This is a genomic window from Pseudomonas agronomica (assembly GCF_025917275.1).
Lineage (GTDB): Bacteria > Pseudomonadota > Gammaproteobacteria > Pseudomonadales > Pseudomonadaceae > Aquipseudomonas > Aquipseudomonas agronomica.
This window is the reverse complement of the sequence record NZ_JAOSHO010000026.1, coordinates 1-16,488: the sequence shown is the minus strand read 5'-3', so window position 1 is coordinate 16,488 and position 16,488 is coordinate 1. Positions and strand designations below refer to the sequence as shown.

Below are 16,488 nucleotides of genomic sequence, written 5' to 3'. Positions count from 1 at the left end.
ATGAACAGCACGCTTATCCAGACAGACCGTTTCGCCCTGAGCGAAACCGAGCGCTCGGCCATCGAGCACGAGCTGCATCACTACGAAGACCCGCGCGCGGCGTCGATCGAAGCCCTGAAGATCGTCCAGAAGGAACGTGGCTGGGTGCCTGACGGCGCGCTCTACGCCATCGGCGAGATCCTCGGCATCCCGGCCAGCGACGTCGAAGGCGTCGCCACGTTCTACAGCCAGATTTTCCGCCAGCCAGTCGGTCGCCACATCATCCGCGTCTGCGACAGCATGGTCTGCTACATCGGCGGCCACGAATCGGTGGTCAGCGAGATCCAAGGCAAGCTGGGCATCGGCCTGGGCCAGACCACCGCCGACGGCCGCTTCACGCTGCTGCCGGTGTGCTGCCTGGGCAACTGCGACAAGGCACCGGCGCTGATGATCGACGACGACACCTTTGGTGACGTCAAGCCGGATGGCGTCGCCAAACTGCTGGAGGGCTACGTATGACCCTGACTTCCTTCGGGCCCGCCAACCGCATCCAGCGTTCGGCCGAAACCCATCCCCTCACCTGGCGCCTGCGTGACGACGGCGAGGCCGTGTGGCTGGACGAATACCAGGCGAAGAACGGCTATGCCGCCGCGCGCAAGGCGTTCGCCGACATGGCCGCCGACGACATTGTCCAGACCGTGAAAGACGCCGGCCTCAAGGGCCGTGGCGGTGCGGGCTTCCCCACCGGCGTGAAGTGGGGCCTGATGCCCAAGGACGAGTCCATCGATATCCGCTACCTGCTGTGCAACGCGGACGAGATGGAACCCAACACCTGGAAGGACCGCATGCTGATGGAGCAACTGCCCCATCTGCTGATCGAAGGCATGCTGATCAGCGCCCGTGCGCTGAAGACCTACCGTGGCTACATCTTCCTGCGCGGCGAGTACACCACCGCCGCCAAGCACCTGAACCGTGCCGTGGAAGAAGCCAAGGCCGCAGGCCTGTTGGGCAAGAACATCCTGGGCAGCGGCTTCGATTTCGAGCTGTTCGTCCACACCGGCGCCGGGCGCTACATCTGCGGTGAAGAAACCGCGCTGATCAACTCCCTGGAAGGCCGCCGCGCCAACCCGCGCTCCAAGCCGCCCTTCCCCGCCGCCGTTGGCGTGTGGGGCAAGCCGACCTGCGTGAACAACGTCGAGACCCTGTGCAACGTACCGGCGATCATCGCCGACGGCGTGGACTGGTACAAATCCCTGGCCCGCGACGGCAGCGAAGACATGGGCACCAAGCTCATGGGCTTCTCCGGCAAGGTCAAGAACCCTGGCCTGTGGGAACTGCCGTTCGGCGTCACCGCACGCGAGCTGTTCGAGGACTACGCCGGCGGCATGCGCGACGGCTACAAGCTCAAATGCTGGCAGCCCGGCGGCGCAGGTACCGGTTTCCTGCTGCCGGAACACCTGGACGCACAAATGTACGCCGGCGGCATCGCCAAGGTGGGCACCCGGATGGGTACCGGCCTGGCAATGGCGGTGGACGACAGCGTCAACATGGTCTCGCTGCTGCGCAACATGGAGCAGTTTTTCTCGCGCGAATCCTGTGGGTTCTGCACCCCTTGCCGCGATGGCCTGCCCTGGAGCGTCAAGCTCCTGATGGCCATCGAGAAAGGCCAAGGCCAACCCGGCGACATCGAGACCCTGTTGGGCCTGGTGGGTTTCCTCGGCCCAGGCAAGACCTTCTGTGCTCACGCACCGGGTGCCGTGGAGCCGTTGGGCAGCGCCATCAAATACTTCCGCCCTGAATTCGAGGCCGGCATCGCGCCAACCCGCGCGGGCGATCTCAATCAGGTGGTCACGCCGACCATGGTCGGCGCGTAACGACGCTTAAAAAAGGCGAAGGGTCCGTGCCCTTCGCCTTTCGTTCGATGACGCCTTTTCACCGAGGCTGTTTGGATTCGGACGAATGACAAGATTCCATTAGCCACGCCCGCTGACACCGGGCCAACGAAGAACTTTGAACCATGGCCACTATCCACGTAGACGGCAAAGAGCTCGAAGTCGATGGCGCAGACAACCTGTTACAGGCATGTCTGTCGCTGGGCCTCGACATTCCTTATTTCTGCTGGCACCCCGCCCTTGGCAGCGTTGGCGCTTGTCGCCAGTGCGCGGTCAAGCAATACACCGACGAGAACGACAAGCGTGGTCGGATCGTCATGTCCTGCATGACCCCCGCCACCGACGGCAGCTGGATCTCCATCGACGACGAAGAAGCGAAAGTGTTTCGCGCCAGCGTCGTCGAATGGCTGATGACCAACCACCCTCACGACTGCCCGGTCTGTGAGGAAGGCGGCCATTGCCACCTGCAAGACATGACCGTGATGACCGGCCACAACGAGCGCCGTTATCGCTTCACCAAGCGTACCCACCAGAACCAGGACCTCGGCCCGTTCATTTCCCACGAGATGAACCGCTGCATCGCCTGCTACCGCTGCGTGCGCTTCTACAAGGACTACGCCGGCGGCACCGACCTGGGCGTATTCGGCGCGCACGACAACGTGTACTTCGGTCGCGTTGAAGACGGCACCCTGGAAAGCGAGTTCTCCGGCAACCTCACCGAGGTCTGCCCGACCGGTGTGTTCACCGACAAGACCCACTCCGAGCGCTACAACCGCAAGTGGGACATGCAGTTCGCACCGAGCATCTGTCATGGCTGCTCCAGCGGTTGCAACATCAGCCCGGGCGAGCGCTACGGCGAACTGCGCCGTATCGAAAACCGCTACAACGGTTCGGTGAACCAGTACTTCCTGTGCGACCGTGGCCGTTTCGGCTATGGCTACGTCAACCGCAAGGATCGCCCGCGCCAGCCGCTGCTGGCAGACGGCGCCAAGCTGAGCCTGGACGAAGCCCTGGACAAGGCCGCCGAACTGCTGCGCGGTCGCAACATCGTCGGCATCGGCTCGCCTCGCGCCAGCCTGGAAAGCAACTATGCCCTGCGTGAACTGGTCGGCGCCGAGCACTTCTACAGTGGCATCGAGGCCGGCGAGCTGGAACGCATCCGCCTGGTGCTGCAGGTACTCAAGGACAGCCCGCTGCCGGTGCCAACGATGCGCGACATCGAAGACCACGACGCGGTGTTCGTCCTTGGCGAAGACCTGACCCAGACCGCCGCCCGCATGGCCCTGGCCCTGCGCCAGTCGGTCAAGGGCAAGGCCGAGGACATGGCCGACGCCATGCGCGTCCAGCCGTGGCTCGACGCCGCCGTGAAGAACATCGGCCAGCACGCGCTGAACCCGCTGTTCATCGCCAGCCTTGCTGAAACCAAGCTCGACGACGTGGCCGAAGAATGCGTCCACGCCGCCCCGGACGACCTGGCGCGCATCGGTTTTGCCGTGGCCCACGCCCTGGACGCCAGTGCCCCGGCCGTTGACGGCCTGGACAGCGAAGCCGCCGCCCTCGCCCAACGCATCGCCGACGCCCTGCTGGCCGCCAAGCGTCCTTTGATCATTGCCGGCACCTCCCTGGGCTCCAAGGCGCTGATCGAAGCCGCCGCCAACATCGCCAAGGCCCTGAAGCTGCGCGAGAAGAACGGCTCCATCAGCCTGGTCGTGCCGGAAGCCAACAGCCTTGGCCTGGCCATGCTCGGTGGCGAATCGGTCGATGCAGCCCTGCAAGCCGTGATCGACGGCAGCGCCGACGCCATCGTGGTGCTGGAGAACGACCTGTTCACCCGCACTGACAAGGCCAAGGTCGATGCCGCGCTGAACGCCGCCAAGGTCGTGATCGTCGCCGACCACCAGAAGACCGCCACCACCGACCGCGCCCACCTGGTGCTGCCGGCAGCAAGCTTCGCCGAAGGCGACGGTACGCTGGTCAGCCAGGAAGGCCGCGCCCAGCGCTTCTTCCAGGTTTTCGACCCGCAATACCTGGACGCCAGCATCCTGGTCCACGAAGGCTGGCGCTGGCTGCACGCCCTGCGCGCCACCCTGCTGAACCAGCCGATCGACTGGACGCAACTGGACCACGTCACCGCCGCCGTGGCCTCGAGCAACCCGCAACTGGCCGGTGTGGTCGATGCCGCGCCATCGGCCGCGTTCCGCATCAAGGGCCTGAAGCTTGCTCGCGAACCGCTGCGCTACTCCGGTCGCACCGCAATGCGCGCCAACATCAGCGTCCACGAACCACGTACCTCCCAGGACAACGACACGGCGTTCTCGTTCTCCATGGAAGGTTACTCGGGCTCCGCCGAACCGCGCTCCCAAGTGCCGTTCGCCTGGTCGCCGGGCTGGAACTCGCCGCAAGCCTGGAACAAGTTCCAGGACGAAGTCGGCGGTCACCTGCGTGCCGGTGATCCGGGCACTCGCCTGATCGAAAGCCAGGGCGATGGCCTGGGCTGGTTCGCCAGCGTCCCTCGCGCCTTCAACCCGGCACCGGGCACCTGGCAGGTCGTGCCGTTCCATCACCTGTTCGGCAGCGAAGAGAACTCTTCCAAGGCCGAGCCGGTGCAGGAACGCATCCCGGCCGCCTACGTGGCGCTGGCCAAGTCCGAAGCCGATCGCCTGGGCGTCAACGACGGTGCCCTGCTGAGCCTGAACGTGGCAGGCCAGACCTTGCGTCTGCCGCTGCGCATCAATGAAGAACTGGGCGCCGGCCTGGTGGCCCTGCCGGCTGGCCTGGCGGGTATTCCACCGGCGATTTTCGGCAAAACCGTCGACGGTCTGCAGGAGGCAGCGCAATGAGCTGGTTCACCCCTGAAGTGATCGCCGTGATCCTGACGGTCCTCAAGGCCATCGTGGTCTTGCTGGCCGTGGTGGTCTGCGGCGCGTTGCTGAGCTTCGTCGAACGTCGCCTGCTGGGCTGGTGGCAGGACCGCTACGGTCCGAACCGCGTTGGTCCGTTCGGCATGTTCCAGATCGCCGCCGACATGATCAAGATGTTCTTCAAGGAAGACTGGACGCCACCGTTTGCCGACAAGGTGATCTTCACCCTGGCACCGGTCGTGGCCATGAGCGCCTTGCTGATCGCCTTCGCGATCATTCCGATCACCCCGACCTGGGGCGTGGCGGACCTGAACATCGGCCTGCTGTTCTTCTTCGCGATGGCTGGCCTGTCGGTGTACGCGGTGTTGTTCGCCGGTTGGTCGAGCAACAACAAGTTCGCCCTCCTCGGCAGCCTGCGGGCCTCGGCCCAGACCGTGTCCTACGAAGTGTTCATGGGCCTGTCGCTGATGGGCATCGTGATCCAGGCCGGCTCGTTCAACATGCGCGACATCGTCGAGTACCAGGCCCAGAACCTGTGGTTCATCATTCCGCAGTTCTTCGGCTTCTGTACCTTCTTCATCGCTGGCGTGGCCGTGACGCACCGTCACCCCTTCGACCAGCCGGAAGCGGAACAGGAACTGGCCGACGGTTACCACATTGAATATGCCGGCATGAAATGGGGCATGTTCTTCGTTGGCGAATACATCGGCATCATCCTGATCTCGGCGCTGCTGGTGACGCTGTTCTTCGGTGGCTGGCACGGTCCGTTCGGCATCCTGCCGCAGCTGTCCTTCGTCTGGTTCGCCCTGAAGACCGCGTTCTTCATCATGCTGTTCGTCCTGCTGCGCGCCTCGATCCCGCGCCCACGCTACGACCAGGTGATGGATTTCAGCTGGAAATTCTGCCTGCCGCTGACCCTGATCAACATGCTGGTGACCGCTGCGATCGTTTTGATGAACGCGCCTGCGGCCGCGGTTCAGTGAGGATTTGACCCATGTTCAAATATATTGGCGACATCGTTAAGGGTACCGGTACCCAACTGCGAAGCCTGGTCATGATCTTCGGCCATGGCTTTCGCAAGCGCGACACCCTGCAATACCCGGAAGAACCGGTCTACCTGGCACCGCGTTATCGCGGTCGTATCGTCCTGACCCGCGACCCCGACGGCGAAGAGCGCTGCGTGGCCTGCAACCTGTGCGCCGTGGCGTGCCCGGTGGGTTGCATCTCGCTGCAGAAAGCCGAGACCGAAGACGGTCGCTGGTACCCGGACTTCTTCCGCATCAACTTCTCTCGCTGCATTTTCTGCGGCCTCTGCGAGGAAGCGTGCCCGACCACCGCGATCCAGCTCACGCCGGATTTCGAAATGGCCGAGTTCAAGCGTCAGGACCTGGTGTACGAGAAAGAAGACCTGCTGATTTCCGGTCCCGGTAAAAACCCTGATTACAACTTCTATCGTGTTGCAGGTATGGCCATTGCCGGTAAGCCGAAAGGCGCCGCGCAGAACGAAGCCGAACCGATCAACGTGAAGAGCTTGCTGCCTTAAGGAAGAAAGATGGAATTCGCTTTCTATTTCGCATCGGGTATCGCGGTGGTGTCCACGCTTCGTGTGGTCACCAACACCAACCCCGTGCACGCCCTGCTCTACCTGATCATTTCGCTGATCGCCGTGGCCATGACCTTCTTTGCCCTCGGCGCGCCGTTCGCCGGTGCCCTGGAAGTGATCGCCTACGCCGGCGCCATCATGGTGCTGTTCGTGTTCGTGGTGATGATGCTCAACCTCGGCCCGGCGGCGGTCCAGCAGGAACGCTCCTGGCTCAAGCCCGGCATCTGGGCGGGACCGGTGATCCTGTCCGCGCTGCTGCTGGGTGAACTGCTGTATGTGCTGTTCGCCCACCAGAGCGGCCAGGCCATCGGCCACACCACCGTGGGCGCGAAAGCCGTGGGCATCAGCCTGTTCGGCCCGTACCTGCTGGTGGTCGAACTCGCCTCGATGCTGCTGCTTGCCGCAGTCGTCACGGCGTTCCATTTGGGCCGTAACGAGGCGAAGGAGTAATCACATGCCTGCTATCCCTCTCGAACATGGCCTGGCGGTTGCCGGCATCCTGTTCTGTCTCGGTCTGGTCGGCCTGATGGTCCGCCGCAACATTCTGTTCGTGCTGATGAGCCTGGAGGTCATGATGAATGCCTCCGCCCTGGCCTTCATCGTCGCGGGCGCTCGCTGGGCGCAACCGGATGGACAGATCATGTTCATCCTGGTGATCAGCCTGGCAGCCGCCGAGGCCAGTATTGGCCTGGCGATCCTGTTGCAGCTGTATCGCCGCTTCCACACTCTCGATATTGACGCTGCCAGCGAGATGCGCGGATGAACCTTCTTTTCCTGACTTTCATATTCCCCCTCATCGGTTTCCTGCTGTTGTCGTTCTCCCGTGGACGCTGGTCGGAAAACCTTTCAGCGCTGGTTGGCGTGGGTTCCATCGGCCTGTCCGCCATCGTCACGGCCTACGTGATCTGGCAGTTCAACGTCGCCCCGCCGGAAGGTGGCGCGTACGTGCAGGTGCTGTGGCGCTGGATGGCGGTAGAAGGCTTTACGCCGAACTTCGCCCTCTACCTGGACGGCCTGTCGGTGACCATGCTCGGCGTGGTGGTCGGCGTGGGTTTCCTGATCCACCTGTTCGCCTCCTGGTACATGCGCGGTGAAGCCGGTTACTCGCGCTTCTTCGCCTACACCAACCTGTTCATCGCCAGCATGCTGTTCCTGGTGCTCGGCGATAACCTGTTGTTCCTGTACTTCGGCTGGGAAGGCGTGGGCCTGTGCTCGTACCTGTTGATCGGTTTCTACTACAGCAACCGCAACAACGGTAACGCCGCACTCAAGGCCTTCATCGTCACCCGCATCGGCGACGTGTTCATGGCCATCGGCCTGTTCATCCTGTTCCAGCAACTGGGCACGCTGAACATCCAGGACCTGCTGGTCAAGGCGCCCGAGCACTTCAAGGCCGGTGACTTCTGGATCGTCCTGGCGACCCTGATGTTGCTGGGCGGTGCCGTTGGTAAATCCGCGCAACTGCCGCTGCAAACCTGGCTGGCGGACGCGATGGCCGGCCCTACCCCGGTCTCGGCACTGATCCACGCCGCGACCATGGTGACTGCAGGTGTCTACCTGATCGCCCGTACCCACGGCCTGTTCGCCCTGGCGCCGGACATCCTGCACCTGGTCGGCATCGTCGGTGGCGTAACCCTGGTGCTGGCCGGTTTTGCCGCACTGGTCCAGACCGACATCAAGCGCATCCTCGCCTACTCGACCATGAGCCAGATCGGCTACATGTTCCTGGCCCTGGGCGTCGGCGCCTGGGAAGGCGCGATCTTCCACCTGATGACCCACGCCTTCTTCAAGGCCCTGCTGTTCCTTGCCTCCGGTGCGGTGATCGTTGCCTGCCACCACGAGCAGAACATCTTCAAAATGGGTGGCCTGTGGAAGAAACTGCCGTTGGCCTACGCCAGCTTCATCGTTGGCGGCGCGGCCCTGGCGGCCCTGCCACTGGTCACCGCCGGCTTCTACTCCAAGGACGAGATCCTCTGGGAAGCGTTCGCCAGCGGTAACCAGGGTCTGCTTTACGCAGGCTTGGTGGGTGCGTTCATGACCTCGCTGTACACCTTCCGCCTGATCTTCATCGCGTTCCACGGTGAGGCCAAGACCGAAGCCCACGCTGGCCACGGCATTGCCCACTGGCTGCCGCTGTCGGTGCTGATCGTGCTGTCGACCTTCGTCGGCGCCATGATCACCCCGCCGCTGGCCGATGTACTGCCGCAAAGCGTCGGCCATGCCGGCGGCGAAGCCAAGCACAGCCTGGAAATCGCCTCGGGCGCCATCGCCCTGGCGGGTATCCTGCTGGCTGCCCTGCTGTTCCTCGGCAAGCGTCGCTTCGTCACGGCCATCGCCAACAGCGGCATCGGGCGTTTCCTCTCGGCCTGGTGGTTCGCTGCCTGGGGCTTCGATTGGATCTACGACAAACTGTTCGTCAAGCCATACCTTGCGATCAGCCACATTCTGCGCAAAGACCCGCTCGACCAGACCATTGGCCTGATCCCGCGCATGGCCAAGGGCGGCCACACTGCCCTGAGCCGTACCGAGACCGGTCAACTGCGTTGGTATGCGGCTTCCATGGCGGCTGGCGCCGTGCTGGTTATCGGCGCCATCGTGCTGGTAGCGGTCTGATATGAACCTTGCGAACTTGCGAAAGGAAACGAGCCCGTCATGATTCTGCCCTGGCTAATCCTGATCCCCTTCATCGGCGGCCTGCTGTGCTGGATGGCGGAGCGTTCCAGCTCTACCCTCCCGCGCTGGATTGCGCTGCTGACCATGTCCCTGGAACTCGCGCTCGGCCTCTGGCTGTGGGCGACCGGCGACTATTCATTTGCACCGGCCCCTGGCGCCGATCCGACCTGGGCGCTTGAGTTCAAGCACACCTGGATCGCGCGCTTCGGTATCAGCGTGCACCTGGCCCTCGACGGCCTGTCGCTGTTGATGATCCTGCTGACCGGCCTGCTGGGTATCCTCTCGGTGCTCTGCTCCTGGAAAGAGATCCAGCGTCACGTCGGTTTCTTCCACCTCAACCTGATGTGGATCCTGGGCGGTGTCGTCGGCGTGTTCCTGGCGCTGGACCTGTTCATGTTCTTCTTCTTCTGGGAAATGATGCTGGTGCCGATGTACTTCCTCATCGCGCTCTGGGGTCACAGTTCTTCGGACGGCAAGAAAACCCGGATCTACGCGGCGACCAAGTTCTTCATCTTCACCCAGGCTTCCGGCCTGATCATGTTGGTGGCGATCCTTGGCCTGGTCCTGGTGAACTTCAACAACACTGGCGTGATTACCTTCAACTACGCCGACCTGTTGAAAGTGCAGATGTCCAAGACCACCGAGTACGTGCTGATGCTGGGCTTCTTCATCGCCTTCGCGGTGAAGCTGCCGGTGGTGCCGTTCCACTCCTGGCTGCCGGATGCCCATGCCCAGGCACCGACCGCCGGTTCCGTGGACCTGGCGGGTATCCTGCTGAAGACCGCGGCCTACGGCCTGCTGCGCTTTGCCCTGCCGCTGTTCCCCAACGCTTCGGCCGAGTTCGCGCCGATTGCGATGACCCTGGGCCTGATCGGGATTTTCTACGGTGCGTTCCTGGCCTTCGCCCAGACCGACATCAAGCGCCTGATCGCATTCTCCAGCGTTTCGCACATGGGCTTCGTTCTGATCGGGATCTACTCCGGCAGCCAGTTGGCCCTGCAAGGCGCGGTGATCCAGATGCTGGCCCACGGCCTGTCGGCGGCGGCGCTGTTTATCCTCAGCGGTCAGTTGTACGAGCGCCTGCACACCCGGGACATGCGTGAGATGGGTGGCCTGTGGTCGCGCATCGCCTACCTGCCGGCCATCAGCCTGTTCTTCGCGGCCGCCTCCCTGGGCCTGCCGGGTACCGGCAACTTCGTCGGCGAGTTCCTGATCCTGATCGGCTCGTTCGTCAGTGCGCCATGGATCACCGCGATTGCCACGTCCGGCCTGGTGTTCGGCTCGGTCTACTCGCTGATCATGATCCACCGCGCCTACTTCGGTCCGTCCAAGTCCGATGAAGTATTGCGTGGCATGGACGGTCGCGAACTGATCATGGTGCTTGGCCTTGCGGTGCTGCTGGTTTACCTCGGCGTTTCCCCGCAGCCGTTCCTCGACACTTCTGCTGCCACGATGCATGGCGTACAGCAGTGGCTCGGCACCGCCTTCTCTCAACTCGCTTCGGCCCGGTAAGAGCGCTATGGAATTCACGATTCAACACTTTATCGCGCTTGCGCCGCTGTTGATCACCAGCGCCACGATCATCGTGGTGATGCTGGCGATCGCCTGGCGCCGCAATCACGCACAAACCTTCCTGCTGTCGGTGGCGGGGCTGAACCTGGCCTTGCTGTCGATCTTGCCGGCCCTGAAAGTCGCGCCATTGGCGGTCACGCCGCTGATCCAGATCGACAGCTTCGCGTGCCTGTACATGGCGCTGATCCTGGTCGCCACCCTCGCTTGCGTCACCCTCGCCCACGCCTACCTGGGTGATGGCGGTTCGGGTTACCCGGGCAACCGCGAAGAACTGTACCTGCTGATCCTGATGGCCGCCGCCGGTGGCCTGGTCCTGGTCAGCGCGCAGCACCTGGCCAGCCTGTTCATCGGCCTGGAACTGCTGTCGGTGCCGGTCTACGGCCTGGTGGCCTACGCCTTTTTCAACAAGCGCTCCCTGGAAGCCGGCATCAAGTACATGGTGCTGTCGGCGGCCGGTTCCGCGTTCCTGTTGTTCGGCATGGCCCTGCTCTACGCCGAAGCCGGCACCCTGAGCTTCGTCGGCATCGGCCAGGCCCTGGCGGCCACCGGCCTGCCTAGCCCGATCGCACAATTGGGCCTGGGCATGATGCTGATCGGCCTGGCGTTCAAGCTGTCGCTGGTTCCGTTCCACCTCTGGACCCCGGACGTCTACGAAGGCGCCCCGGCGCCCGTGGCGGCGTTCCTCGCCACCGCGTCGAAAGTGGCGGTGTTCGCGGTCATGGTGCGGCTGTTCCAGATCTCGCCAGTGGCCAGCAGCGGCGTGCTGAGCAACGTACTGACCGTCATCGCCATCGCGTCGATCCTGTTCGGTAACCTGCTGGCACTGACCCAGAGCAACCTCAAGCGTCTGCTGGGTTACTCGTCCATCGCCCACTTCGGCTACCTGCTGATCGCCCTGATCGCCAGCAAAGGCCTGGCCGTGGAAGCCATCGGCGTGTACCTGGTCACCTACGTGATCACCAGCCTCGGCGCGTTCGGCGTGATCACCCTGATGTCCTCGCCGTACAACGGCCGCGACGCCGACGCCCTGTACGAATACCGCGGCCTGTTCTGGCGCCGTCCGTACCTGACCGCCGTGCTGACCGTGATGATGCTCTCCCTGGCCGGCATCCCGCTGACCGCCGGCTTCATCGGCAAGTTCTACATCATCGCCACCGGCGTCGAGGCCCACCAATGGTGGCTGGTCGGCTCCCTGGTGCTGGGCAGTGCCATCGGCGTGTTCTACTACCTGCGCGTCATGGTCACCCTGTACCTGATGGAACCGAACCTGCGTCGCCACGATGCCGAGTTGCACTGGGAACAAAAGGCAGGCGGCGTGATGCTGCTGGCTATCGCCATCCTGGCGTTCTTCCTCGGCGTGTATCCGCAGCCGTTGCTGACTTTGGTTCAGCAGGCTGGGTTGATGGGCTGATAGCTGGAGCGTCATCGGTAATAAAAATGCCCGTATCGTGAGATGCGGGCATTTTTTTTGGCTGCTCCAACTCCGGCCATGGCTCGGCCCGACTCAGGCAAATGATACTGACACCTTATTCAATATGATTTATTTTGCTGCCCAAAGCTTCAAAACCAATCATCTATACTCAACCTTCGAGAAATGACTGCTTCAGGAGACTGGCTCCTACTGTCAATTGCCAAGGAGAAATCTACTATGACTACCACTGCGAAGACCCGATCAGTCACGGCACATGTCCCGGTACACCTGGCCGAGAAAGTCGACCTGATGGCTGAGAGACTTGAGCGTTCCAGAAACTGGATCGTCAAACAGGCGCTATCTGCCTGGATCGACCAAGAAGAGGAGCGAAGCCGACTGACACATGAGGCACTGGCGGACGTGGACGCTGGCCGAGTAATTGACCATCAGGCTGTCCAGGCTTGGGCCGACAGTCTCAGCACCGACGCCCCGTTACCGGTACCGCGCTGATGGAGTTGAAGTGGACCAGCAAGGCGCTTTCCGACATTGCTCGACTTTATGAGTTTCTGGCTTCGGTAAATCAACCCGCCGCCGCGCGGACCGTGCAACAACTCACGGCAGCGCCCAGCTCTCTGCTGGTTAACCCGCGAATTGGTGAACGCCTGGAAGAGTTCGAACCTCGAGACGTACGCAGAATTCAGGTCGGCCATTACGAAATGCGCTATGAAATAGTCGGTTCTACCCTTTACCTGCTACGCCTTTGGCACACCCGTGAGGATCGATGACTTGGGCTTGACCAACCAGACCACCGTCGCGCAGAAGCTGTTTTCATTTTGGAACCCGCTGCGTTGAGCGTCGATATCGAGTGCGTAGTGGTCGGCGCAGGCGTCGTCGGCCTGGCGGTGGCGCGGGAGATGGCACAGGCCGGGCATGAAGTCCTGGTGATCGAAGCAGGCGATGCCATCGGCACGGGCATCAGCTCGCGCAATTCGGAAGTGATCCATGCCGGCCTCTATTACCCGCCCGGCAGCCTCAAGGCGCAGTTGTGCGTCGAGGGGCGGCGACGGCTGTATGAGTATTGCGACAGCCACGGCGTCGAGACTCGCCGGCTCGGCAAGTTGATCGTGGCCAAGGACCAGGAACAGTTGGCGGGGCTTGAAATGCTGCTGGCCCGCGGTCTGCTCAACGGCGTCGACGATCTGCGTCTGCTCGATCGAAAGCAGGCACAGGCGCTGGAACCGGAGCTGTCCTGTGTCGGCGCGTTGTACTCGCCCTCCACCGGTATCGTTGACGCCCATGCCTTGATGCTGGCGCTGCAGGGCGATGCCGAGGCGGCCGGCGCCAATGTGGTATTTCGCACGCCCTTGCTGGAGGCTCGGGTTATCGACAAAGGCTTCAGCCTGGCGCTGGGCGGCACGGCGCAGATGACATTGTCCTGCCGACGGCTGATCAACGCCGCGGGTCTCCAGGCCCCTGCCCTCGCCCACCGGATCGAAGGCCTCGAGCGGCAATGGGTGCCTGATGATTACCTGTGCAAGGGCCATTACTTCCAACTGGCCGGGCGGGCGCCGTTCCGCCATCTGGTCTATCCCGCCCCGGAAGCCGCCGGCCTGGGCATTCACATGACCCTCGATCTGGCGGGCCAGGCGCGTTTCGGTCCCGACACCGAATGGGTCGATGTGGAAGATTACCGAGTGGATCCGGCTCGGGCCGAGGCGTTTTACCAGGCCATTCGAAATTACTGGCCAGGCCTGCCGGATCAGAGCCTGCAACCGGCCTACAGCGGGATCCGCCCGAAAATCTCGGCACCGGGCGAACCCGCCCGGGACTTTCTCATCAGCAGTGAAGCCGAGCATCAGGTCGCGGGGCTGATCAACCTGTTCGGCATCGAATCCCCTGGGCTGACGTCCTGCCTCGCCCTGGCGGGACGGGTCAGGCAACTGATCGACAATGCCTGACGCCCTCGGTAGCGCAAAGTGCAAGGCGTTTTAGCCGCGGCTCATGCAGCCTGCACGATGACAAAACCCGAACAATATCTAACCATCTGTTTTTGAAGGAAATTTAAAAGCGACTCGGCTGGCACGACGGATGCAACTGTCCTGTCACGTGGCGTCGGCGCTCGAAGCCGGCCCGCATCCGTGAATGACCGAGGAGCAGCATATGAACGCCATCGACCTGTTGAAAGCCGACCATGAACGCGTCAAAGCCATTCTCACTCAGCTGAGTGAATCCACTGACCGCGCCGTCAAGAAACGCACCGAGCTGCTGGCGAAGCTGGAAATGGAAGTAACCATCCACACCCGCCTCGAAGAAGAAATCCTGTACCCGGCCTTCAAGCAGGAAGGCGGCAAGGAAGAAGCCGAGATGTATTACGAAGCCAAGGAAGAGCACCGCACCGTCGATTCGCTGGTGCTGCCCGACCTGAAAACCACCGATCCTTCCCAGCCGGAATTTGCAGGCCGGGTGAAAGTGGTCAAGGAACTGCTCGAGCATCACATCGAGGAAGAAGAAAAGGAAATGTTCCCGAAAGCCAAGAAGGTGCTGGGCAAGGCCAAGCTGGACGCCTTGGGCGAACAGATGGAAACCATGAAGGCGCAGTACAAGAAAGAACTGAGCAGCGCCAACCTCGCCGCTTGATTTAAAAGACCGCGAACGCTTCGGCCATTATCAGGGTGAAGCGTTCCGGTCTTTATTGCATCTGCTCGCGCAGGAACTCGACCAGCGCCTGCACCGGGCGCGAGCTCTGGCGATGTTGCGGGTAGACCGCCGACAACGCCAACGGCTCGGTTTCAAAGCCCTCCAGCAGCTTGACCAGCCGACCGTCCTTCAACGCATCGCCGACGATGAAGGTCGGCAGGTAGGTGATCCCCATCCCGGCGATTGCCGCATCCCTGAGCAGATCGCCGTTATTGGCCCGCATCCGCCCCGCCACTTCCAGGACCAACGGCTTGCCGTTTCCCTCGAAACGCCACTGCACTTGACGGCTGTGGCCATAGGGCAGGCAGTCGTGATTGCGCAGTTCTTCCGGTCGTGCGGGTATGCCTTTCTCCGCGAGATACGTCGGGCTGGCGCAGTACACCCGTTCGATGCTCGCGATGCGCCGGGCGATCAGGGTTGAATCCTCCAGCACGCCGATCCTCAGGGCCAGATCGTAGCCTTCGCCCAGCAGGTCCACCGAGCGATCGCTCAGGTCCACCTCGACGCTGACGTCCCGGTAGCGCTGCAGGAACAGCGGCAGCAGGCAGCCCAGGTGCGCCACGGCGAACGATAACGGCGCGCTGAGCCGAATGGTCCCGCGCGGCTCGCTGGTCTGACCGCTGATGCCCTGCTCCACTTGCTCGACTTCACTGAGCAGGCGCAACGCCGCCTCGTAGTAGCGCTGGCCGAGCGGCGTGACGTCCAGCCGGCGCGTCGAGCGGTTGAGCAGGCGCACGCCCAGGCGTTGCTCCAGTTCCATGAGCTTGCGGCTGACGAATTGCTTGGACAGCCCGAGCTTGTCCGCCGCCGCCGTGAAACTGCCCGACTCCATGACCTGGGCAAAGATGCGCATTTCTTCGAAGGGGTTCATTGTCATTCCGTGGGTGGACAGTCTGCCGGTTCAGGTAGGCATTGTGATCTGGGTGAGCCAGGTTGCATAGCGGTTGGATGGGCTGACGCTTTCGCGAGCAGGCTCGCTCCCACAGGTTTTGTGAACGACTCGAACATTGTGGGAGCGAGCTTGCTCGCGATAGCGGTGGATCAGCTACAAGGCTCTGATGCCGGGCGCAAAAACGCCCGCAAAAAGCGGGCGTCGTCGAGCATGAACCGCTTACTTGGCCGTCAGCGCCGAGTAGCTGTTCATCAGGTTGCGGTAGTTCGGAATGCGCTGGGACAGCAGGTTGCCCAGGCCTTCGATGTCGTTGCGCCAGTCGCGGTGCAGCTCACAGGCCACCGAGAACCAGTTCATCATTTGCGCACCGGCAGCGGTCATGCGCACCCAAGCGGCTTGCTGCACGGTTTCGTTGAAGGTACCCGAGGCGTCGGTCACGACGAACACGTCGAAACCTTCGGCCAGGGCGGACAGGGTCGGGAATGCCACGCAGACATCGGTCACCACGCCGGCGATGATCAACTGCTTGCGGCCAGTGGCCTTGATCGCCTTGACGAAGTCTTCGTTGTCCCAGGCGTTGATCTGGCCTGGACGTGGGATGTATGGAGCGTCCGGGAACATTTCCTTGAGCTCCGGCACGATCGGGCCGTTGGGGCCTTGTTCGAAGCTGGTGGTCAGGATGGTTGGCAGGCCGAAGAATTTAGCCAGGTCAGCCAACGCCAATACGTTGTTCTTGAACTCGTTGGGCGAGAAATCCTGGACCAGGGAGATCAGGCCAGTCTGGTGATCGACCAGCAGGACCACCGCGTCGTCTTTGTTCAGGCGGTTGTAGGCGGGAACGTTGCTCATGGGATGACTCCTTTGGGATGGATGTTACGAAACCTTGTGGGAGCGAGCTTGCTCGCGAT

The 16,488-nt window shown here is 62.6% G+C and carries 16 protein-coding genes; 14 read left to right on the top strand and 2 right to left on the bottom strand.

The window, feature by feature from the left end:
* The 14 genes from nuoE to OC610_RS04310 all read left to right on the top strand — a co-directional run bounded on the left by nuoE (position 1) and on the right by OC610_RS04310 (position 14,628).
* Complete coding sequence (gene nuoE / locus OC610_RS04375; protein WP_003180060.1) at positions 1-498, top strand: NADH-quinone oxidoreductase subunit NuoE; 498 nt, start codon at positions 1-3, stop codon at positions 496-498.
* Positions 495-1,853 carry an NADH-quinone oxidoreductase subunit NuoF gene (nuoF, locus tag OC610_RS04370; protein ID WP_181287771.1) on the top strand — a complete coding sequence of 453 codons (1,359 nt, stop codon included), beginning with the start codon at positions 495-497 and terminating at the stop codon, positions 1,851-1,853. Before nuoE ends, nuoF begins: the two co-directional genes overlap by 4 nt.
* Before the next feature lie 143 nt (positions 1,854-1,996).
* Entirely contained in the window at positions 1,997-4,711 is a 2,715-nt protein-coding gene (gene nuoG / locus OC610_RS04365) for an NADH-quinone oxidoreductase subunit NuoG (protein ID WP_264426683.1), read from the top strand.
* A complete protein-coding gene (nuoH, locus tag OC610_RS04360; RefSeq protein WP_264426682.1) occupies positions 4,708-5,715 on the top strand; it encodes an NADH-quinone oxidoreductase subunit NuoH in 1,008 nt (335 codons plus the stop codon). Before nuoG ends, nuoH begins: the two co-directional genes overlap by 4 nt.
* Positions 5,716-5,726: 11 nt before the next feature.
* Entirely contained in the window at positions 5,727-6,275 is a 549-nt protein-coding gene (gene nuoI / locus OC610_RS04355; protein WP_003180051.1) for an NADH-quinone oxidoreductase subunit NuoI, read from the top strand.
* Positions 6,276-6,284: 9 nt separating this feature from the next.
* Complete coding sequence (nuoJ, locus tag OC610_RS04350) at positions 6,285-6,785, top strand: NADH-quinone oxidoreductase subunit J (RefSeq protein WP_030141317.1); 501 nt, start codon at positions 6,285-6,287, stop codon at positions 6,783-6,785.
* 4 nt (positions 6,786-6,789) lie between these two features.
* The gene (gene nuoK, locus OC610_RS04345; protein ID WP_003180046.1) at positions 6,790-7,098 is read left to right on the top strand and encodes an NADH-quinone oxidoreductase subunit NuoK; all 309 of its coding nucleotides are present in this window, start codon (positions 6,790-6,792) and stop codon (positions 7,096-7,098) included.
* The gene (gene nuoL, locus OC610_RS04340; RefSeq protein ID WP_264426681.1) at positions 7,095-8,948 is read left to right on the top strand and encodes an NADH-quinone oxidoreductase subunit L; all 1,854 of its coding nucleotides are present in this window, start codon (positions 7,095-7,097) and stop codon (positions 8,946-8,948) included. Before nuoK ends, nuoL begins: the two co-directional genes overlap by 4 nt.
* A gap of 39 nt (positions 8,949-8,987) precedes the next feature.
* The gene (gene nuoM, locus OC610_RS04335; protein WP_264426680.1) at positions 8,988-10,520 is read left to right on the top strand and encodes an NADH-quinone oxidoreductase subunit M; all 1,533 of its coding nucleotides are present in this window, start codon (positions 8,988-8,990) and stop codon (positions 10,518-10,520) included.
* Between the two features lie 7 nt (positions 10,521-10,527).
* On the top strand, positions 10,528-11,991 hold the full coding sequence (gene nuoN, locus OC610_RS04330; RefSeq protein WP_264426679.1) for an NADH-quinone oxidoreductase subunit NuoN: 1,464 nt from the start codon (positions 10,528-10,530) through the stop codon (positions 11,989-11,991).
* 237 nt (positions 11,992-12,228) lie between these two features.
* Positions 12,229-12,501, top strand: a complete 273-nt coding sequence (locus OC610_RS04325; RefSeq protein ID WP_030141313.1) for a CopG family ribbon-helix-helix protein — start codon at positions 12,229-12,231, stop codon at positions 12,499-12,501.
* Entirely contained in the window at positions 12,501-12,776 is a 276-nt protein-coding gene (locus OC610_RS04320; protein WP_198796045.1) for a type II toxin-antitoxin system RelE/ParE family toxin, read from the top strand. The genes OC610_RS04325 and OC610_RS04320 overlap by 1 nt, the downstream gene beginning before the upstream one ends.
* Before the next feature lie 63 nt (positions 12,777-12,839).
* Positions 12,840-13,949: an NAD(P)/FAD-dependent oxidoreductase gene (locus OC610_RS04315; RefSeq protein WP_264426678.1), complete on the top strand. Its 1,110-nt coding sequence runs from the start codon at positions 12,840-12,842 to the stop codon at positions 13,947-13,949.
* A 202-nt stretch (positions 13,950-14,151) separates the two neighbouring features.
* On the top strand, positions 14,152-14,628 hold the full coding sequence (locus OC610_RS04310) for a hemerythrin domain-containing protein (RefSeq protein WP_030141310.1): 477 nt from the start codon (positions 14,152-14,154) through the stop codon (positions 14,626-14,628).
* A 52-nt stretch (positions 14,629-14,680) separates the two neighbouring features.
* Here the strand turns inward: OC610_RS04310 and OC610_RS04305 are convergent, their stop codons facing one another.
* Positions 14,681-15,559, bottom strand: a complete 879-nt coding sequence (locus OC610_RS04305; protein ID WP_264426677.1) for a LysR family transcriptional regulator — start codon at positions 15,557-15,559, stop codon at positions 14,681-14,683.
* Between the two features lie 240 nt (positions 15,560-15,799).
* Entirely contained in the window at positions 15,800-16,429 is a 630-nt protein-coding gene (gene ycaC / locus OC610_RS04300) for an isochorismate family cysteine hydrolase YcaC (RefSeq protein ID WP_030141308.1), read from the bottom strand.
* Positions 16,430-16,488: the final 59 nt, after the last annotated feature.